This is a genomic window from Romboutsia lituseburensis (assembly GCF_024723825.1).
Classification (GTDB): domain Bacteria; phylum Bacillota; class Clostridia; order Peptostreptococcales; family Peptostreptococcaceae; genus Romboutsia_F; species Romboutsia_F lituseburensis_A.
Genome location: NZ_JANQBQ010000001.1, coordinates 748122 through 769217, shown reverse-complemented (window position 1 = coordinate 769217; position 21096 = coordinate 748122). Strand labels below are relative to the sequence as shown.

Annotated in this window: 20 protein-coding genes and 1 pseudogene; 18 read left to right on the top strand and 3 right to left on the bottom strand. The window is 26.2% G+C overall.

The window, feature by feature from the left end; genetic code table 11:
* The first annotated feature begins 1 nt into the window (after position 1).
* Entirely contained in the window at positions 2-1354 is a 1353-nt protein-coding gene (locus NWE74_RS03885) for a sulfatase-like hydrolase/transferase (protein ID WP_258241922.1), read from the top strand.
* A gap of 234 nt (positions 1355-1588) precedes the next feature.
* Entirely contained in the window at positions 1589-2509 is a 921-nt protein-coding gene (locus tag NWE74_RS03880; protein WP_258241921.1) for a DUF2156 domain-containing protein, read from the top strand.
* 54 nt (positions 2510-2563) lie between these two features.
* Here NWE74_RS03880 and NWE74_RS03875 read toward each other — a convergent pair whose 3' ends face one another.
* The gene (locus NWE74_RS03875; RefSeq protein ID WP_258241920.1) at positions 2564-3271 is read right to left on the bottom strand and encodes a Crp/Fnr family transcriptional regulator; all 708 of its coding nucleotides are present in this window, start codon (positions 3269-3271) and stop codon (positions 2564-2566) included.
* Between the two features lie 228 nt (positions 3272-3499).
* Between NWE74_RS03875 and NWE74_RS03870 the strand changes: the two genes are divergently transcribed.
* The 8 genes and pseudogenes from NWE74_RS03870 to NWE74_RS03830 all read left to right on the top strand — a co-directional run bounded on the left by NWE74_RS03870 (position 3500) and on the right by NWE74_RS03830 (position 11919).
* Positions 3500-4756, top strand: a complete 1257-nt coding sequence (locus NWE74_RS03870) for a cation:proton antiporter (protein ID WP_258241919.1) — start codon at positions 3500-3502, stop codon at positions 4754-4756.
* 513 nt (positions 4757-5269) lie between these two features.
* The gene (locus NWE74_RS03865; protein WP_258241918.1) at positions 5270-5374 is read left to right on the top strand and encodes a helix-turn-helix domain-containing protein; all 105 of its coding nucleotides are present in this window, start codon (positions 5270-5272) and stop codon (positions 5372-5374) included.
* A gap of 132 nt (positions 5375-5506) precedes the next feature.
* Positions 5507-6198, top strand: a pseudogene (locus NWE74_RS19285) (MutS-related protein); the annotation flags it as partial.
* Between the two features lie 149 nt (positions 6199-6347).
* Positions 6348-6824, top strand: coding sequence for a L,D-transpeptidase (locus tag NWE74_RS03850; RefSeq protein WP_258241916.1), 477 nt, complete (start codon positions 6348-6350; stop codon positions 6822-6824).
* 229 nt (positions 6825-7053) lie between these two features.
* On the top strand, positions 7054-7914 hold the full coding sequence (locus tag NWE74_RS03845) for a transporter associated domain-containing protein (protein ID WP_258241915.1): 861 nt from the start codon (positions 7054-7056) through the stop codon (positions 7912-7914).
* 173 nt (positions 7915-8087) lie between these two features.
* Positions 8088-8774, top strand: coding sequence for a YczE/YyaS/YitT family protein (locus NWE74_RS03840; protein WP_258241914.1), 687 nt, complete (start codon positions 8088-8090; stop codon positions 8772-8774).
* Between the two features lie 117 nt (positions 8775-8891).
* The gene (locus NWE74_RS03835) at positions 8892-10604 is read left to right on the top strand and encodes an ABC transporter ATP-binding protein (protein WP_258241913.1); all 1713 of its coding nucleotides are present in this window, start codon (positions 8892-8894) and stop codon (positions 10602-10604) included.
* A 205-nt stretch (positions 10605-10809) separates the two neighbouring features.
* A complete protein-coding gene (locus NWE74_RS03830) occupies positions 10810-11919 on the top strand; it encodes a glycoside hydrolase family 10 protein (RefSeq protein WP_258241912.1) in 1110 nt (369 codons plus the stop codon).
* 85 nt (positions 11920-12004) lie between these two features.
* Here the strand turns inward: NWE74_RS03830 and NWE74_RS03825 are convergent, their stop codons facing one another.
* Together NWE74_RS03825 and NWE74_RS03820 are read right to left on the bottom strand one after the other, a co-directional pair.
* Entirely contained in the window at positions 12005-12754 is a 750-nt protein-coding gene (locus tag NWE74_RS03825; protein ID WP_258241911.1) for a DUF6873 family GME fold protein, read from the bottom strand.
* A gap of 11 nt (positions 12755-12765) precedes the next feature.
* Positions 12766-12981, bottom strand: coding sequence for a hypothetical protein (locus NWE74_RS03820; RefSeq protein WP_258241910.1), 216 nt, complete (start codon positions 12979-12981; stop codon positions 12766-12768).
* A 93-nt stretch (positions 12982-13074) separates the two neighbouring features.
* Here NWE74_RS03820 and NWE74_RS03815 point away from each other — a divergent pair, with 93 nt between their 5' ends.
* From NWE74_RS03815 to NWE74_RS03780, 8 genes are all read left to right on the top strand, one after another.
* Positions 13075-13596, top strand: coding sequence for a hypothetical protein (locus NWE74_RS03815; RefSeq protein ID WP_258241909.1), 522 nt, complete (start codon positions 13075-13077; stop codon positions 13594-13596).
* 151 nt (positions 13597-13747) lie between these two features.
* Positions 13748-13966 carry an alpha/beta-type small acid-soluble spore protein gene (locus NWE74_RS03810; protein ID WP_258241908.1) on the top strand — a complete coding sequence of 73 codons (219 nt, stop codon included), beginning with the start codon at positions 13748-13750 and terminating at the stop codon, positions 13964-13966.
* 285 nt (positions 13967-14251) lie between these two features.
* Complete coding sequence (locus NWE74_RS03805) at positions 14252-15643, top strand: TldD/PmbA family protein (protein WP_258241907.1); 1392 nt, start codon at positions 14252-14254, stop codon at positions 15641-15643.
* A gap of 2 nt (positions 15644-15645) precedes the next feature.
* On the top strand, positions 15646-16986 hold the full coding sequence (locus NWE74_RS03800) for a TldD/PmbA family protein (protein ID WP_258241906.1): 1341 nt from the start codon (positions 15646-15648) through the stop codon (positions 16984-16986).
* A gap of 15 nt (positions 16987-17001) precedes the next feature.
* Positions 17002-17334, top strand: a complete 333-nt coding sequence (locus tag NWE74_RS03795; RefSeq protein ID WP_258241905.1) for a CGGC domain-containing protein — start codon at positions 17002-17004, stop codon at positions 17332-17334.
* Between the two features lie 259 nt (positions 17335-17593).
* Positions 17594-18949 (top strand): APC family permease, encoded by a 1356-nt coding sequence (locus tag NWE74_RS03790; protein WP_258241904.1) that lies wholly within the window; start codon positions 17594-17596, stop codon positions 18947-18949.
* Positions 18950-19090: 141 nt separating this feature from the next.
* On the top strand, positions 19091-19792 hold the full coding sequence (locus tag NWE74_RS03785; protein WP_258241903.1) for an arginase: 702 nt from the start codon (positions 19091-19093) through the stop codon (positions 19790-19792).
* A gap of 230 nt (positions 19793-20022) precedes the next feature.
* Positions 20023-20865, top strand: a complete 843-nt coding sequence (locus tag NWE74_RS03780; RefSeq protein WP_258241902.1) for an endonuclease/exonuclease/phosphatase family protein — start codon at positions 20023-20025, stop codon at positions 20863-20865.
* The last annotated feature ends 231 nt before the right edge of the window (positions 20866-21096 follow it).

The window sequence follows — 21096 nt, the reverse complement described above, 5'->3', positions numbered from 1 at the left end:
TATGAAACCAAATATAATAGTGTTTTTTTCAGATCAACAAAGATATGATACTGTAGGTGTATATGGTCAAAAACTTGATATAACTCCTAATCTAGACTACATGGCAAGTGAAGGAGTAACTTTTGAAAATGCTTTTACGTGCCAACCAGTATGTGGTCCGGCAAGAAGTTGTATGCAAACTGGAAAATATGCAACTCAAACCGGGTGTTTTGTAAATGATATAGGTATAAAAGAAGATGAAGAAACTATAGCAAAGATATTATCACTTAATGGATATGAAACTGCATATGTAGGTAAATGGCACTTAGCATCAACTCAAAACGAATGTGACTATTCTAAATCAGCTGTTCCAAAAGAAAAACGTGGAGGATATGAAGACTATTGGATGGCATCAGATGTATTAGAATTTACATCACATGGGTATGATGGATATGTATTCAATAAAGATCTAGAAAAAGTAGAGTTTAAGGGATATAGGGCTGATAAAATAACTGATTTTGCAATAGATTTTTTAGAAAATAGAAATAAAAATAAGCCTTTTTTATTGTTCTTATCACATATAGAGCCACATCATCAAAATGATAGAAAGACATATGAAGGTCCTAAGGGCTCAAAAGAAAAATTTAAAAATTACAACTTACCATTTGATTTAAAAGATCTAGATGGTGATTATAAAGAAAATTATCCAGATTATTTAGGATGTTGCAACTCTCTTGATGATAACTTAGGTAAAATAAGAGATAAAGTGAAAGAATTAGGAATAGATGAAAATACAATAATAATATATACTAGTGATCACGGCTGTCATTTTAAGACCGTAAATAAAGAACTTCCAGAAGGTGGAGCAGATGATTATAAAAGAAGCTTTTATGAAAACACTATAAGGGTTCCACTTATAATATATGGTCCTGAATTTAAAGGTGGAAAGAAGATAAAAGAGCTTGTTAGCTTAATAGATATTCCTAAAACAATATTAGATATATGTGTAAATGAAATACCAGATTTTATGGAAGGGGTATCATTACTTGATTTAGTTAATAAACAAAGTAAAAGAGATCATATATTTATACAAATTAGTGAAAGTTATGTAGGGAGAGCTATAAGAACTAAAAAATATAAATATTGTATAATAGACTATACAAAAAATCCATATAAAGATAAGGATAGTAATGAATATACGGAATGTTATTTATACGATTTGGAAAAAGATCCATTAGAAAAAAATAATTTAATAAATATTAAAGAATATGAAAATGTAAAAATAGAACTTAGAACTAAAATAAAAAAATATATTAAACATATTGAAAATAAAGATGTTGATATAAAATACAATGATATAAAAATTAAAAAATAATATAAAAAATAGGGATGAACTTAACATTGAGTGCATTCCTATTTTTTATATGTTTTATTTGAAATTTATTTATACAAACCTTTTTTTATATACAAATAAAGAAATAAATCAACAAAGATAAATCTTAATAATATTATAATAATAGTTAAAATTTGATTAGTATCACATTTTTTATAAAAACAAAGTGATATTATTTTTAATGAGATTAAAATAATTAAAATTGGAGGATTTGTTTTGTTTGAATTAGTAGAAGACGTTGTATTATTTAAACCAATAGATATAAATGCAAAAGATATATTACAACCATATTTTGATTTAGTAGATTATGAAGCATGTGAATACTGCTTTGTGACATTATATATGTGGAAAGATTTATATAAAACAGTTTATTATGTAGAAGATGATTTTGCTATAGTTTCTGGAGAATATGAGGGAAGTGAATTCGTAGTACTTCCACTAGCATCTAAAGAAAATATGGGAAAAGCAATTAAATTTATAATCGATACATTTAAAGGTAAGGGTAAAAAAATTCATTTAAGAGCTATAACTAAAGAAATCGTTGATTTCATGAAAGTAAATTATGAAGGTATGTTCGAATATATTGAAGAAAGGGACTACTTTGACTATGTTTATGATGGAGAGAGCTTAAGAACTTTAGCTGGTCGTAAAAATCAGAAAAAGAGAAATCATTTAAACTACTTCTTAAAAGAATATGAAAATAGATTTGAATATAACAAAATAGAAAGTGAAGAACAATTCAAAGAATGTATAAATCTTGTACAACTATGGTCTGAAGGAAAAGAAGATCAAAAAGATTACGAAGATGAGTTTAATGCTATACAAAGAATTTTTGATAATTATGAATTGTTAAAGGAAAATTTAAGAATAGGAGGAATATATATAGATTCTAAGCTAGAAGCTTTTACAATTGGTGAAATGTTAAACAATGATATGGCTGTAATACATATTGAAAAAGCTAATCCTGATATAAGAGGGCTATATCCATATATAAATCAACAGTTTTTATTAAATGAATTTGAAAATACTAAATTTATAAATAGAGAAGAAGATTTAGGTATAGAAGGACTTAGAAAGGCTAAACTTTCTTATCATCCAATAAAATTTGTAAAAAAATATACTGTATTAGAAATTTAAAAAAGGGAATATTATTCCCTTTTAATTTTATGCACTAAAGATTATAATATAAAATCAACTAATTAATTTTTTCATTTTATCTAAATCTTTAATAATTAATTTTTTTAATCCTTTAAACTCAAATAAGCCATCTTGTTCATATTTAGATAGTTTTCTGCTCATAGTTTCTCTGGTAATACCGCAATAATTAGCCATTCCCTCTCTATTTAAAGGTATATTAACTTGAATTTGACCATTAACTTCTTTACTATATTTATCAGCAAACTCTAAAAGCATGCATATTATTCTATGGTCAACATCATTTGAAGCAAGGCATGTTGCTAAATTTTCAGTTTCCATTAATTTTTTACTTACTTCATTTAAAATTTTTAAAGTTATATGAGGATTATTAGATAAAACTTTGTCCATATTTTTTTTAGAAACTGCACAAATAGTTACATTATTAACTGCAGTTGCTGAAAAATTAGATATATAATCATCATTAAATAAGCTAAGCTCTCCAAAGAAATCACCGATTGATAAAATACGAATTATTTGTTCTTTTCCATCGTGAGTTGTCTTTGATAATTTTATAGTACCATTGCTTATTATAATTAGATTTGAAATTAAATCTCCCTCATTAAATATTATTTCATCTTTTTTAAAACAAAAATGCTCTATATTAGTTAAAATTTCTTCTAACTCGATTTCTGATAAGGAATAAAATATTGGTATTTCTTTTGCGTATAATCTACTTTTACATTGAGTACTTATAAAAATCACTCCTAACAAACTAATATTATTAAACTTAATTGTAACATAAATTTAATAGAAAGGAGCAATTTTAATTAAAGTTTAAAGCTTAATGAATAGTTTATTTGAATATTAAAGCTAGTTATATTATTAAGGTTAAAAAAATTTAACAATATAAAAAATAACAAATTTCGGGTTTGTAAATATAATATAATGTTAGATATAAGTTAAAAACAAGTTAATAAGGGGGATGTTTATATGGAATCGTCTATACAAACAATAGCAAGTAATGCGCTTTTAATAATCTTTGCAATAGTTGCTATGACGGGGATTGTTTGTAGCAAATTGAGTGAAATGTTAAAAGTACCAGATGTAGTATTATTTTTATTAGCGGGGATTTTAATAGGACCTTCTTTCTTAAACTTTATAGATATAAGCCAATATCAGGTTGAAAATCAATTAATTTTAACCTTTGGGTCAGCGTTTATACTTTATTTAGGTGGAAAAGAAATAAGTTTAAAAGTATTAAAGAATGTAAGGATAACAGTATTTTTATTATCTTCATTAGGTGTAGTTATATCAGCAGTAGTAGTAGCAAAAGTAGTGGGATTAAGTTTCCAAGTATCAGCTATGACAGCATTGTTGATAGGGGCAATTATCGCATCTACAGACCCTGCAACATTAGTACCTATATTTAATCAGGTAAAAATAAAAGACAGAGTAAAACAAACAGTTATAAGTGAATCAGCGTTTAATGATGCTACTGGTGCGATACTTACATCAGCAGTATTATCTATAATATTATCAGGTAAGTTTTCATTATCAGAAAACATATATGAGCTAGCTATAATGGTTATAGTTGGAGTTGTAGTAGGGATTGTAACTGGGATAGTACTTCTTAAATTAGTAAATGATCAGCCATATGGTGTATTTAAAGATTTTGCACCTATTATATCAATACTTTCAGTAGTAATAGCTTATGAAGTGGCTACTAAATTTGGTGGTAGTGGATACATGGCCTGCTTTATAGTAGGGATTATAACAGGGAATAAGAAAAACTTTAAAATATGGCTATCACAACGTTCTTATGATGCTGATTGTTATGTTGCAGAAACACTAGGAACTATATGTCGTATGGCTATATTTGTAATATTAGGAAGCCAAGTAGATTTAGTTATGCTAGGTAAATATTTTGTTCCAGCACTTGTAGTTGTTTTAAGTTTAATGTTTATAGCAAGACCACTATGTGTATTGGCATGTACTTTAGTTGATAGAAATGCAAAATGGTCTAAAAAAGAAATTTTATTTATGATGTGGGTAAGAGAAACAGGAGTAATACCAGCCGCTTTATGTGGTATAATAGCAGCTATGAAAATTCCTGGATATGAAATTATTTCATCAATAGTATTTATGGCAATATTAATAACTTTAATAATACAAGGCAGCACTACAAAGTTAGTTGCTAAAACGCTAGGATTGCTAGAAGAAGATGAAGGTCAAAAAATAACTAATTAAAATTAAATTTTAGAAATGCTAATAATAAAAATAACTATAGTTTAATTATTAAACTCTAGTTATTTTTTATAATACACAGAAAATTATATTCATTTTAAGCAACGGACGAAGTCGTTGGCGCTATGAGTGAAGCTAATTTTTTATTATTATAATGTTAAACTTAGAAAATAGGAAAATTTGCCTATAATGATTTTTTAGATTGAAACAACTATTATTATATGAAATAACATGAATTAATGAAATGAGTAAAGGAGTGTAGTTTTATGAAAAAAACTAATTATAATGAGCTGGGAGTTGTGCTTCTTAATAACTAAGGAGTTACAGTAAAATTAATTCCTTAGTTATTAAGTTGAACATAGTACAACTTATAGCAAAGGAGATCAAAAAAATTGAAATATAAAAATACAAAAAATATATTACCTAAAGAATTACTAGAAGAAATACAACAGTATACTTAAGGTAATTATATATATACCAATTGTAGGGGATAAAAAAATGCCTTAGGGTCAAAAAATGGAACTAAACAAGCTATATTATGATAGAAATGAAAATATATTTAAGTTATATCAAGAAGGCTATTCAATAAATGAAATAGTAAAAATATATAACTTATCATAATCTAGTATAAGAAAAATAATTTCAAACATAAAAAAACAAAGTAGTCAATTAGGCTTAGGAGGTCTTACAAATGAATAATTATATATTCGAGAAGTTGCAATTAGAGGAATTAAAGGAACTAGTAAAGCTACTTTATTTGATGAAATAGGAAGTGGAACTGAGCCTAATGACGGTGCAGGGCTTGCAATATCAATATTAGAAGAATTTTATAAAATGGGTTGTATAACTGTAGCATCTACACACTATGGAGAAATTAAAAAATTTGCAAACCTTCATCCTGAATTTGAAAATGCAGGTATGATGTTTGATAAAGATGCGCTAGAACCACTATGTAAGCTTACTATAGGGAAATCTGAAGAAAGTAATGCATTGTTTATATCTAATAAGATGGGTATTAAGGAACGTGTAATAAAGAGAGCGCTGAACTATATAAATGAAAAAGAATATAATTTAGATACAGTTAAGAGTAAAAATATAGATACTAATGATGAAAAGGAAAAAAAGTAATAAAAACTATTTATACTGACTATGAAATCGGTGATAAAGTTAAATTATTAGATGAGAATAATTATGCAATAGTATATAAAAGTATAGATAAATTTAATAATTTAGAAGTTTTATATAATGATGAATTTATAAAAGTTAACTATAAGAAAGTAGAATTGTATTTAAAGGCAAAAGATTTATATCCTGAAGGATATGACATTGATAGCTTGTTTATATCTTATGAAGATAGAAAATTAGAAAAAGATATACAACGAGGATCTAAAAAAGCTTTAAAGAAGATACAAAAAGAAATAAAAAATAATAAAAAAGTTAATTAATATAAACCCTTTGGAAAAATATTATATTCCAAGGGGTTTTTATATTTTAAATTTATCTATTAATAAAACAGTAATTCAAATACAGTAAAATTTAAAAATAGAATTTCATAGCATATATTATAAATTATTTTATAAGGGGGGCATACACTTTGATTAGAAATAAGCTATCAATGAAAAATGATGAAATATTAGATTATTCTATGTTTAATATAGATATGGTTGAATTTGTAAACAGGAATAATATAGAAAGTAAAACAAAGTACTTGTTAACAACATCTTTAACTAATAAATATACTTATTTATTTCAGAAGCTTAACTTTAAATGGGATTTAATGTATAAGTGGAGATGTACAGTTGGAAAACCTTCAACACCAACTATTACAGGTATATTCAATATAAATGGAAGGAAAACATCATTTGGAACAGATATGTATATGGTAAAATATGCTACAAGGATAAAAGATGGATATTATTATCATTCGATTTTATATGATTCAACTGGTAGCTATGTAATTGATGATAGATTAGGGGGTGCTATAAGCCATGGATGCATAAGACTTGATACAAATAATGCAAAATGGATATATTACAATATACCTGATGGGACTAATGTAGTTATTAAATAAGGAATATTGTGATAACTGTTTTTATATAATTAATAATATAAGCATTAACATTTAATAAAATGTAGCATATATTATGTAGTAAATACAATCAATTTTAATCAATAGACGAAGTCGTTGGCTCCATGAAGTAGCTTAAGCGAAGTGAATTTTTATAAAAGTATGTATATTAATTGATTTATTTAGCTTTCTGTGATAAAATCATCTAAAAATTATTTTTAAGGAGAAGAGTATGAACATATTAGAACCGGAACCCGAAAGGACCCTTTCACAATCAAATTTTCAAAAAATATCATTAGCATTAGCAGATGCGTTTCAAAAAATATCAGAATTAAGCCATAAAAATAGAGAAGGTAAGATATTGGCCTTAAAAAAAAATAAAGAAGCATTAGCTGATGAAGAATCAAAAATTAATAGTCAAAATAAATTACACCAAAAAACAGTTAGAGAAATAATGACATCAAGGAAGGATACTTTCACTATAGACATTGAAGATGATATAGATAGTATTTTAGACAGTTTAGCGAATATAAAGTACTCTAAGATACCTGTATATGAAAAAAATATTGATAATATTATAGGTATTTTATATGTAAAAGATTTATTAATCATTGCAAAAGAAAGAGAGCTTAAAAGTATTGATATAAGAAATATACTACATCAACCTAATTATGTACCTGAAACTAAATATGTAAAAGAATTATATGATTCAATAAACTCTAATAATGATGAGCTATTTATATTAGTTGATGAATATGGCGGATTTTCAGGCATAGTTACATTAGATGATTTAATGTATGAAATTAAAGGAATAACATACGATAAGGAAATTAAAAATTCTAAAATAACTAAAATTGATGAGAAAAACTTTATAGTTAAAGGTTTTTTAACTTTAAGTGACTTTAATAAAGTTTTTAGAACTAATATAGAACAAGGTGATTATGACACTTTAAGTGGATATATAATAGATCAACTTGGTCAGATACCAGATGATAATGAAAATATAGAAATTAATCTAGAAAATTTAATACTTAAACTAACAAAAATTGATAACAGAAGAATAGAAGAAATACATGTTTGTATTGCTAACTAATCTTATTATATATATTATAGGATATCTTAAATTAGATATCCTTTTTTTAATTTTAATATAAAATAATATACTAAAAACTATATTTTATTTAAAGATTATAGTATGATAAAAAATGTATTATGAAAAATTTGACTAATACTAAAATTAGTATAAAGAATTAAAGGAGGAGTAAGGTGAAAGATATTTTTTTTAAATTAATACGGTTGTTTATAGGGTTTATTTTTTGTGCATTAGCTATAGCATTTATGATAAATGCTAACTTAGGTCTATCTCCATGGGATGTGCTTCATCAAGGTATTTCAGATAAGCTAGGGATAACTATGGGAACCGCTACTATTGTAGTAGGTTTAGTTGTTGTAATTATCGATGTTGTTTTAGGGGAAAATGTTGGTTGGGGTACGGTCCTTAATATGTTATTGGTTGGTGTATTTTTAGACTTAATAATATTTACAAATATAGTACCTAAAGCTGATTCATTTATAGGTGGAGTTTTAATGCTATTAATAGGAATGATTCTTATGGGTATCGGTATGGTATTATATATTGGAACTGGACTTGGAAGTGGCCCTAGAGATGGAATGATGATAGCGTTTCAAAAAATAACTGGAAAGTCTGTAAAATCTATAAGAGCCACTATGGAGTTAGCTGCATTATTTGTAGGATATTTATTAGGCGGAACTGCTGGAATTGGAACAGTTATAACAGCTGTAGGGCTAGGGTATTTTATACAAATTGTATTTAAATTATTAAATTTTAAAAGTGAGGAAGTTAAACATAGATTTATTATCAATGATATAAATTATTTAAAGGGTTGTTTAAATAAAAATATAGATACTGAAATAAATGACACAAACTTATAAATATCAATAGTTACCTCAATTTCACTATGTAACTATTAAGTGCGTAATTATAAAATCGCTTATTATTTTATATACTGTAAGGTGAATAAGATATTGTATGTGGGGGAGATAAGAACAATGAAAATGATGTGGAGGTACGTATTAAAATATAAAGTTCAATTCGTAGCAAGAATAGTTACTATTTCATTAGTAGCCCTAGCAAGTATTTGTTTTGACTTTTTAATGGGATTTATAGTCGATATATTTTCACAAGGGCAGGTAGATAAATTTTTACTGATAACAATTATTAGTATATCACTTATAATAATAATGTTTTTAATTGAGTACATAGATGGATTAGTTATGTCTAGTTACATAAAAAATACTGTAAATTATTTAAGAACAGATATATTTTCTAAGATAATAAATAAAGATATAAGAGATTTTTCGCTTGACAATAGTGGGAAATATATATCAATTTTATACAATGATATAAAGATTATAGAAGACAGTTTTTTAAATAACATTTTTCAAGTTATATCATCGTTTATATCGTTTATTATATCCTTAATAGTGTTATTTTCTATAAGCCCCTTAATAGTAGTATTTATAACTATATTTGGGGTTCTAGGATTTATAATACCAAATTCACTTTCAAAAAAATTAATATTAGAAAAAAGTAAATACTCAACAACTTTAGAAGAAATAACTTCAGTAACTAAAGATTTATTTTCTGGATTTGAAGTAATAAAAGGTTTTAATATTAGTAGTAAAATAAACTCAGTTTTTAAAAAGTCATCAATTAATGTAGAAGATTCAAAGAAAAAGTGTTCTATATTAGAGTCAATTATTAGAGGGTTTTCATTATCTTTTAGTGTGACTATATATTTAGGTGTATTATTAGTTGGCGGATATCTAATGTATAAACAAAATATTTCTGTGGGAACTGCAATAATAATAATACAACTTAGCACTCATATAGTAGGTCCGGTAAAAACAAGTATATCGTTAATTAATCAGATTAAGTCAGTATCTTTAATAGCAGACAAAATAGAATCTATATTAGAAACTTCTAATTATAATAATGAAAGTGTAAGTTTAGAAAGTTTTGATGAATCTATAAAAATAAAAAATCTAAGTTTTTCGTATACAGAAGAAAGAAAAGCATTAGAAAATATAAATCTTACACTAGAAAAAGATAAAAAATATGCAATAGTCGGTGAAAGTGGTTGTGGAAAAAGTACTCTAATAAAGTTACTTATGAGATATTATAATGATTATGATGGAAAAATAATTATAGATAACAAAGATATAAAATCTATTTATAGCTCTAATTTATATAAAAATATATCCATGATACAGCAAAATGTATTTATGTTTGATGATACAATTAAAGAAAATATAAGATTATTTTCAAATCATACAGATAAAAAGGTCTTAGATACTTGTAAAAGATCAGGGATTATGAGTTTAATAGAAAGATTGCCTAATGGAATAGATTCACTCGTAGGCGAAAATGGAAATAAGTTATCTGGAGGAGAAAAGCAAAGAATTGCAATTGCAAGATCTCTTATAAATGATACAAAAATACTTATACTAGATGAATCTACATCTGCATTAGATAATGAAACTGCATATAACTTAGAAAACTCGTTATTAAGCTTAAAAGACTTAACATTAATAGTAGTTACTCATAAGCTTATAAAGAGTATTTTATTAAAATATGATGAAATAATCGTTATGAAAGAAGGAAAAGTTATAGAAAAAGGAAGTTTTGAATCCTTAATAAATTTAAAAGGATATTTTTATAGCTTGTATTATATACAAAGTGATGAGTTAGATACTATATAAAATATAATAAAAAACAAGATAAAAAGATATAGGTAATACTGTTTACCTATATCTTTTTTGTGTAAAAAAATTATGATTATATTTTAAGTAATGTAGGAATCGATTATCTTTATGAATAAACTTATCAGGAACAAATCTATTTATATAAAAATATTATATAAGTATTGAAACCAAAATTTAGTATATTAAGAAAGGTAGTGATAATTTGAGCCTATGTAATTATAAAGAACTTAGAGGGGCATGGATAACGACAGTGTATGGAATAGACTGGCCTAAAACAACAAATGATCCAAAATCTCAGCAAAAAGAATTTATAGAAATATTAGATACATTACAAGATTTGAATTTTAATACGGTGTTTGTTCAAATAAGACCAGAATCTGATGCATTTTATAATTCATATATAAATCCATGGTCAAAATATATTACAGGAGAACAAGGAAAAAAACCTTCATATGATCCTTTAAAATTTATGATTAGAGAAACTCATAAAAGAGGAATGGAGTTTCATGCATGGTTAAATCCATATAGAGTGACAAATAAAGGCACGGATTTAGATAAACTATATAAACTACATCCAGCTAAATTAAACCCTGAATGGTTAATTGAGTATGATGGTGCATTGTTTTATGATCCAGAAAATCCTGAAGTTATAAAATATATAGCTACAACAGTTTTTGAAATAGTAAAAAATTATTATGTTGATGGGATACATTTTGATGATTACTTTTATCCTTATAACTACCCTCTACCAAAAGGAGAAGATAAAGAAGGGGAGACAGCTAACAATAGAAGAGAAGCAGTTAATGATATGATTAGATTGGTTTATAAAGCTATAAAATCAACTAGAGAGTGTGTACAATTTGGAGTTAGTCCTTTTGGAGTATGGAAGAATAAATCTACTGATCCAAGTGGATCAGACACTAATAATTTAGAAAGCTATTATGACATTTACGTAGATAGTGTTAAATGGATAGAAGAGAAGATAATAGATTATATAGCACCTCAGATATATTGGGCAATAGGCAATAAAAGTAGTTCATATGAAGCTTCTATAAAATGGTGGTCTGATAGAGTAAAAAATAGTGGTGTAGACCTATATATAGGGCAAAATATAAGTAATGTAGAAATAGCTAAAGAGATAGGCCAGCAAATAGAAATAAATAGAAAATATTGTGAAGTAGAAGGTAGTATATTTTTTAGTATGAAAAACATAGAAGAAAATACAGGAAATGTTATAGATAGTCTTAAAAAATTATATAGCTGTGAAGCTGACATACCATATGATGGTTGTATTTATGATGATAATAAATAATTATCTACACAACTGGTAAATGTAAATAAAAAAGAGATATTGTACTTCAATATCTCTTTTTTATTTAAGCAATAAATGTAAAAGCTTATAGTAAAATAGGAATAAGTGATCCTAGATCTAATAAACTTTCGTCACTTAGACATAGTATTTTTTTGTTTTTGCTTGTTATAAATTCAAGTACCTTTTCATAGTCGGGATGTTTTTTTATATTTCCGAAAAATGCAATAGTATCATTAGATATACTTCCACTACAGCCACCTATAAATCCATAGTTCATATCAAATAAATCTATAAAACCTTGATTAATAAGCAAACAATCAATATCAAATAATGAGCAAGCATTCATAATTCCCTCATCAGAAGTTATTATAGATTTTTCATCAATGATACAAATTGAACATTTGCTATAACCTTGCTTTACATCTATTTTTTGTATGTTACTTTCCTCTAGAAACTTTAGAATCTCAGGATCAGTATATTTAAAATTGTGTATTGCATAATTGCCAAATATAGCAACATTATAGCTTATATTATGTGGATACTTATTTTGTATCAAAGAACTACCTTTAATAACATTAATGCCATAATTTTTTAATGTTTTTGAATAATAATCATAAACATTAGGTGCAACAACTATATTATTATCATATAATTTACAAAGGCTTATATCTGGATGACATTTGATTGCATTATATGTGTTAGGACATTCTATAGTTTTTATTAGTTTAATACCTAAATTAATCAAAGTATTTTGCATATTAGGTGTTATTCTTTTATCTACTAATGCTACAGATAATGGTCCGTTAGCTAAAAATGATTCTTTAACAAATTTCATAATAATAGCCTTTAGTCATTTAATATTTCTATAAGTTTTATATTGTTTTTATCAATAGAAAATGAACTTCCCAATTCTTTACTTGATAAAGTTAGTAAAGCTACATTTTCACCATTTTTAAATTGCTCCATCCAGTCAATCAAAGAGTTAAAGTTTCTTATATTATCTCTTTCTACGATTTTTACAAAATCGTTTTTAAATACAATTTTTATCTTATTTAACTTCATTTTTTTCACCATCCTATATAATAAATATTTTATATCAAAAACAAAAATTATAATAGAGTGGTTTGAAGTTTTTATTAATATGGAGGTATTATTATGAAAAAAATATTACTTTTATTAATTATAATTATAGGTATTTTGATCTTAATTGTAGGTTGTACTGAAAAACATTTTAATCAAGTTATGAATGAAGGTAAAACAGCTGTAGAAAGAGGAGATTACGAAACGGCTAAAGAAAAGTTTAACTTGGCAACATTTGAAAAAAGGGATAATAAAGAGGCTAAAGCTCTCCTAGATCAAGCTAGTAATTTAATAGAAGGTAAACAATTAGAAAACGAAGGATATTTTAAAGAAGCAAAAAATATGTATGATAATATAAATAATATAAATAGCCAGTATAATAAAATTAAGATAGAAGGTAAACATCTAAGTTTAAATATGAGCAAAGAACTTCAAAAGGAAGATGAAAGTAGAGAATTTCTAAAAGAACTAAAAAGATGTGCCATAGATGTCAAAAATTTAATTGACGATTTAGAGTCTAATAATTTTAACGATCATATAAACAAAGACTTAGAAAATATAGTTGATAATATTGAGTATTATAATAATACTAAATAGATAATAAATTTTAAAAATTAAATATAAATATGTAAGATTAAAATTATCTAGATTGAGATAATTTATTTAAAACTTGTATAATATAGATTCTTTTTAAGAAAAATATACTTGACCATTTAATAATTAAAGCATAATTTTAGGAGGGTTAAGTATGAAAAAATCTATTAATAATCAAAATGCTAAAGAAGCCTTAAATCAAATGAAATTAGAAATTTCAAATGAGTTAGGCGTTGAGAGTAGTAATGAGGGTGAAAACAAAAGTGCTTATCAAAATGGAGTTATAGGCGGAAAAGTAGGCGGTCAAATGAGCAAAAGACTAGTTGAAATGGGAGAAGAAATATTGCTTAGCCAATATAATAATAAAAAATAGAAATTTTTAAAATAGCTATACTAAGTAAAACTTAGTATAGCTATTTTGCAGTATAAGGAAAGTAAGATTAAATTATAAAAAGTCTTAGATAAGTAGTTTAGAGGTAGATTCTAAAGAATATAAAATTTTTATACTAAAAGTTAAGTTGCTTTAATAGTAATAGTAATGAAAAATAAACTAAAAAGTAAATTTTTCTATGTTTGATAAAAAAAGATTTAATTTGGTTAAATTTACCTTATAATAATTATATAAAGAAAATTAAAAAAATAAGATAGGAGGTCAAGTATGATTTCAAAAGAAATAGCAACTAGAGTTTTAGAAAAATGCTTGATTACAGGTGGAGATTTTGCTGAAATCTTTGAAGAGGACACTATTACAAATTCAATAGGTCTAATAGATGAAAAAATAGAAAATGCACTAGGTGGTAGAAGCTATGGTGTGGGTATAAGAATTTTTAAAGGATTTAAGAGTGTGTATGCTTACACTAATGATAATAGTTTAAATTCTCTTTTAGACACAGCACATAAAGCAGCATTGGCCTTAGGAAGCTTAAAAGAAGATATAAGTATTACACTTCATGATACTAAAATTATAACTGATATAAATCCTATACAACTTTATCCAAATGATATTGGATATGATAAAAAAATAGGAGTGATGAAAACTGCATATAAAAGTGCAAAATCATATAGTACAGATATATCACAAGTAAGTGTAACTTATATAGATAAAGATCAAAAGGTATTAATAGCAAATACTGAAGGCTTATATACTGAAGATAGAAGAGTAAGAACTAGATTAGCTATAAGTTCAGTAGCATCTAAAGGAAATGAAAATCAAACAGGATTTGAAGGACCTGGTGGATGTAAAGGATTTGAAATATTTGAAGATATAGATCCAGAGTATCATGCAAAAGAGGCATCAAGAGTTGCAACAACAATGCTTAATGCTAAAAATTGTCCAGCAGGTAAAATGATGGTAGCTATAGATAATGGTTTTGGAGGGGTAATATTCCATGAAGCATGCGGCCATTCACTAGAGGCAACTGCTGTAGCAAAAGGAAACTCTGTATTTGCAAATAAATTAGGAGAACAAATTGCATCAACTAAAGTAACTGCTATAGATGATGGAACTCTTCAAAATCACTGGGGATCTAGCAATATAGATGATGAAGGAAATAATACTCAAAGAAACGTACTTATAGAAAATGGAATCCTAAAGTCATATATGATAGATAAATTAAACGGAAGAAGAATGAATATGAATCCAACAGGAAGCTCTCGTAGACAAAACTATAAATATGCACCTACATCAAGAATGACTAATACATATATAGCAGCAGGTGATGATAAACCAGAGGATATAATAAAGTCAATAGACAATGGATTATATGCTAAAAAGATGGGCGGTGGTTCTGTAAACCCTGTTACAGGAGAATTTAACTTTGCAGTATCAGAAGGATATTTAGTGAAAAATGGAGAAATTGTAGAACCTGTTAGAGGCGCCAGTTTAATTGGAAAAGGCAGCGAAGTTTTAATGAATATAGACATGGTTGGAAATAATTTAAAACAAGCACAAGGTATGTGTGGATCATCATCAGGAAGTATACCAACTAATGTAGGTCAGCCAATGGTTAGAGTAAAAGAAATTACAGTTGGTGGAAGATCGGAGGAATAGTTATGGAATTTAAAAGTTTTAAGAAAATGTTATTAAAAAAAGGTATAGAAGCTGGATTTGAAGAGTGTGAAATATACTTTAGTGAAGGTGAAAGTATAAGCATAAGTGTATATGAAGGTGAAGTTGAAAAGTATAGTTTAGATAAAGCATTTGGTTTATCATTTAGGGGTAAATTAGACGGAAAAATAGGATACTCATTTACAGAAATAATGGATTTTGATGCAATAAATATGTTAATAAAGAATGCTAAGGAAAGTGCATTGTATATAGAAAATGATGATACTCAGTTTATTTATGAAGGCGACAAAGAATATGAAAAAGTAAGCTCTTATTCAGAAAAGCTTGAAAATATAGATGCTGGTAAAATGATAGAGCTAGTTTTAGATTTAGAAAAAGAAACAAAGCTATATGAAAATGTAGTAAATATTAATGGATGTAAAATATCATATAGTTCATCTAATTATGGAATATACAACACAAAAGGACTAGAATTAACTAATAAAAGCAATATATTAATGTCTTATGTTGTTCCAGTAGTAGAAGAAAATGGAGAAAAACAAGATGGAATAGGATATACTATTGCAAAATCTTTAGATGAAATAGATCCTAAAATAATTGCTAAGCAAGGAGTTAAAGAAGCTAATTCAAAATTAAATGGAAAAATTATCCCATCAGGAAACTACAAAACTATACTATACAATGAAGCTATGGTTTCTCTTATTGGAACTTTTGCAGATATATTTAGTGCAGACTCAGCTCAAAAAGGCCTTTCTTTATTGAAAGATAAAGAAGGAGAAATTATTGCAAATGAAATAGTTACAATAGTGGATAATCCTTTACTAGAAGACGGATTAGCATCAACTCCATTTGATGATGAAGGGGTAGCTACTTTCAAAAAAGAAATAGTATCTCGAGGGAAATTAACTACTCTTTTACACAATTTAAAAACTGCTAATAAAGCAAATGTAAAAACTACAGGAAATGGATTTAAGGCATCTTATTCATCTCAAGTTGGAGTTGAGCCTAGTAACTTATATATAGAAAAAGGTGAGAAATCTTTTGATGAACTTATGGATTTAGTAGGAGAAGGTGTTGTTATAACTGATTTAGCAGGACTTCATTCAGGAGCTAATTCTATAACAGGAGACTTTTCTTTAGCAGCTAAAGGATTTTATATCAAAGATGGTAAGAAAGAATTTCCTATTGAGCAAATAACTGTAGCAGGAAATTACTTCGATTTATTAAAACAAATTGAAGTAATAGGAAATGATTTAAAATTCCCTATGAGTAGTGTAGGATCACCTTCAGTTATAATTAAAGAACTTTCTATAGCGGGAAGTTAAATAGGGGACTAAAATATGAAAATAGCAATAATGTCATGTAGAAAGCTTATGGGAATGTGTTCTGGTAGCGGATGTTATGAAGCTTACAATAATTTAGACGATGCTTTTGATATATATAAAGAAAAGCCGGAACTAGCAAGCTTTTTTTACTGTATAGGATGCGAAGATACTTTAGTAGAAGGCGAAGATTGGGAACATAAAATGAAACAATTACAAAATAAAAACGTAGAAAATATACATTTAGCTTTATGTACAAAGATTGAATGTGATAATTATAAAAAACATGAAAATATTTTAAGAAATTACGGATTCAATATAGTTCATGGGAGTCACAAATCTAAAAAATAGAAAGTTTTAAATAATTTTATTATGTTAACTGGTATTTATAATATATGATTAGTTTTAATATTTATATATTATAAATACCTTTTTTGTGTTTAAGGAAAATATTAAACAATATAAAGATGAATTATATTGAATTATATGATTAAAATTGAATAAAATTTAAGAAAAATGAAAAATAAAAAAATATTGTAAGAATGGAGAAATATTGGTAAAATTGCTATTTGTGACGAAGAGTAAATCAGAAATCTATAGGAGATCATAGATGGAAAATAAGCAATTACAAAAAACTTTAGGAGCATCTGCAGCGTTATCGACAGTTGTAGGAATGGTAATAGGTGGAGGGGTATTTTTTAAGCCACAGGCAGTATATGAATTAACAGGAGGTGCGCCAGGTCTTGGAATTATAGCATGGATAATAGCTGGAATAATGACAATAACAGCGGGTCTTACTGCGGCAGAGGTATCGGCGGCTATACCTAAAACAGGTGGTATGATGGTTTACATAGAAGAAATTTATGGCAAGAGATTAGGTTTTTTAACTGGATGGATGCAATCGGTATTGTTTTTCCCAGCAACTATAGCTGCAATATCAGTTATGTTTGGTCAACAATCAGCAATTTTATTAGGAAATGAGTCATTAGTTATACCTATGACGGTTGGAGTAATATTATTTATAGGAATTTTAAATTCATTTGGTTCAAAAACAAGTGGTGTTATACAAACAGTATCTACAGTATGTAAATTAATACCTCTTGTACTACTTATATTATTTGGATTTATAAAAGGTAGTGGAGAAAATCCTATAATGACACCTTTAGTAAGTGAAGGCCTTAAACCAGCTGGAGTAATAGGTCAGTTATTAGTTGCAATATTATTTGCTTATGATGGATGGATAAATGTAGGAGCTATAGCAGGAGAAATGAAAGATCCAGGAAAAGATCTACCAAAGGCTATAATAGGTGGACTATCTTTAGTAATGGCAGTATATGTAGTTATAAATTTAGCATACCTTTGGGTATTGCCAGCTAATGAATTAGCTAAATATGCATCACCTGCATCTGCTGTTGCAGAATCTATATTTGGACCAGTTGGTGGTAAATTTATAACTGTAGGGATACTAATATCTGTATTTGGATGTATAAATGGTTATTTATTAACAGGACCTAGAATAACTTATACTTTAGGAACACAAGGACATGTTCCTAAATTCGTAGGAAAATTAAATAAACATGATGTTCCAGCAAATGCAACATTAATAATGGCTTCTTTATCCGCATTATATGCATTATCTGGTCAGTTTAATTTATTGAGTGATTTATCTATGTTTGCTATTTGGAGTTTTTATGTATTAACATTTATAGGTGTAATAAAATTAAGAAAAAGTCATCCAAATATACATAGACCTTATAAAGTACCTATGTACCCTTTTATACCAATGGTTGCAATCTTAAGTGGACTGTTTGTTGTTATAAATCAGTTATTCTTTGCAGGTATAAATAGTACTATTATGTCTTTAGGAGGAATTATAGTAACTTTAATAGGATTACCTGTTTATAACTATTATGAGAATAAAAATAAATCAAAAAATATTGAAACAGATAAAAAAATCGTAGCATAACAAAATGAGTTACCTAATCTAGGTAGCTCATTTTTGTTATGAAGTGGTGAAATTTGACATTTCAACTATACTTATATAGTATTTAAGTATAGACCTTATATATAATGTACATTCAATAACAATTAAACTAGGGGTGGTAATATGAAATCATTTATAAGTATTGATTGGGATTATTTCATGAATTATATAAAGGACTATCAAGATTCAGAAATAGAAAACAAAAACAATATAATCATGCATTGGTATAAAATATATTTAGAGAATAAATCAAAGGGTATTGATTTAAGTAAAAAAATGAGTACTAGTGGTCAAGAAAATATTTTTTGGAGAGTATTAAAGCAAAAATTTAAATTAACTAAAAATACAAAACTTATAGTAACTGAGTCTCATGCAAATGCCTATGAAATAATAAAAGATAGTGGGTGTGAAAAGGTATACTCATTTGATGCACATTCAGACTTAGGATATGGAGGTTTACGCTCTCTTTATTTTGAAGTTAATTGTGCAAATTGGTTAGGAAAACTATTAGACGATAATATAATAAAGGAAGCAAATATAGTTTATAGTAAATACACAGTGGAAAAATCTGAATATTTTAAAGAGATTAATGATAAATTTGGTGTAAACTATTTACGACTCGAGGATATAAAAGAAGATGATGTTTTTGATACAGTACATATTTGTAGATCTGGTGCATGGAGTGCTCCATGGTTAGATAGAAAGTTTTATGAGTTTTTAAATAAGTCTAAACTTAATTATGAAATAAGAGATTTACAAGATAGAAATTGGAATCCAAATTCTATTAATTTAGCTATGGAGATAGATTGTCTTATATATGGATAATTAAAAATTATTAAGTATAAATAGGATGTACATTATATAAATATATATTAAACATAATAAAAAGCTATAAAAACTCTAGTATGAGTAGAAGTTTTTATAGCTTTTTTGCGGTTTTATTTAAATGTGTATAAAATAATTTAATAAATTTTCATAATGTATAATTGTAATTTTTATTGGAAATAGTGACTATAATAAACAATAAATAAAACATTATGATAGTGGGTGAAAATGTGAAGCCAACGCAAAAAATAGTATTTATGCTATTTAGTATAGTTTTAATAAATATTTTTATATGCATAAAACAAGATCAAAAATTTAAATATTTAGATGCTAAACATATGAAAATATATAATTTGTATAAAGATGATTTAGTACCTAGTGTAAATACCAAAAACTTACAAGAACCAATAGATGTAAAAATTATGTCGTTTAATATACATAAAGGTAGAAACGAGAAGAATAAATATACATTAGATTCAACTATAAAACTTATCAAAGAAAATGACGCAGATATAGTTTGTTTGCAAGAAGTTTTAGGCTTTCAAGATGCTAAGATAAAAAAGCAACTTGAAAATAATTCACAGTTTATAGTTAATCAAAGAGATAATTTATTTTCTCATGGATTAGCTATATATTCAAAGTACCCTATAGTAGAAAGCAACCAAATACTGTTAACTAGCAAGGGAGAACAAAGAGGTCTTTTACATGTGACTTTTTATATAAATAATAAATATGTTAATATAATAAATGCACATTTAGCAATAAATACTAAGGAAAGAAAAGTACAAATCGAAGAAATGATGAACTATATAAATGGATTAGATGGAGAAGTGATTTTAGTTGGTGATTTTAATCAAACTAATTTAGAATTGAGTGAATTGATAGATGTAGGGAAATATCATGGGTATGTTAACTCGAAAACATTTATACCTATAGATTCTAGAATAGATCATATATTTATAAAAGAGGGTAGTATATATTCATCTACGTATAATATAATAGATTCCAAATTATCAGATCATTATCCTATAACTGCAAATATTAAATATAAACCTCAATTAATAATAGATTAAAGCAACATAGTTTTTATTAAAACTATGTTGCTTTAATTTTAATTAAAAGATATTATATTACTTGATATGTTTAAAATTTTTAGTAGAGTGAGAGTTATTAATGAATTATATTAATTTTTAAAATTATATATTATAAATTGCCTGGGAAATTTCAGAAAATAATTAATATTTAAATTTTAACTATTTTATATAAAAAATAACAAAGTTTTTAATTATGTGAAGGGAGAAAAT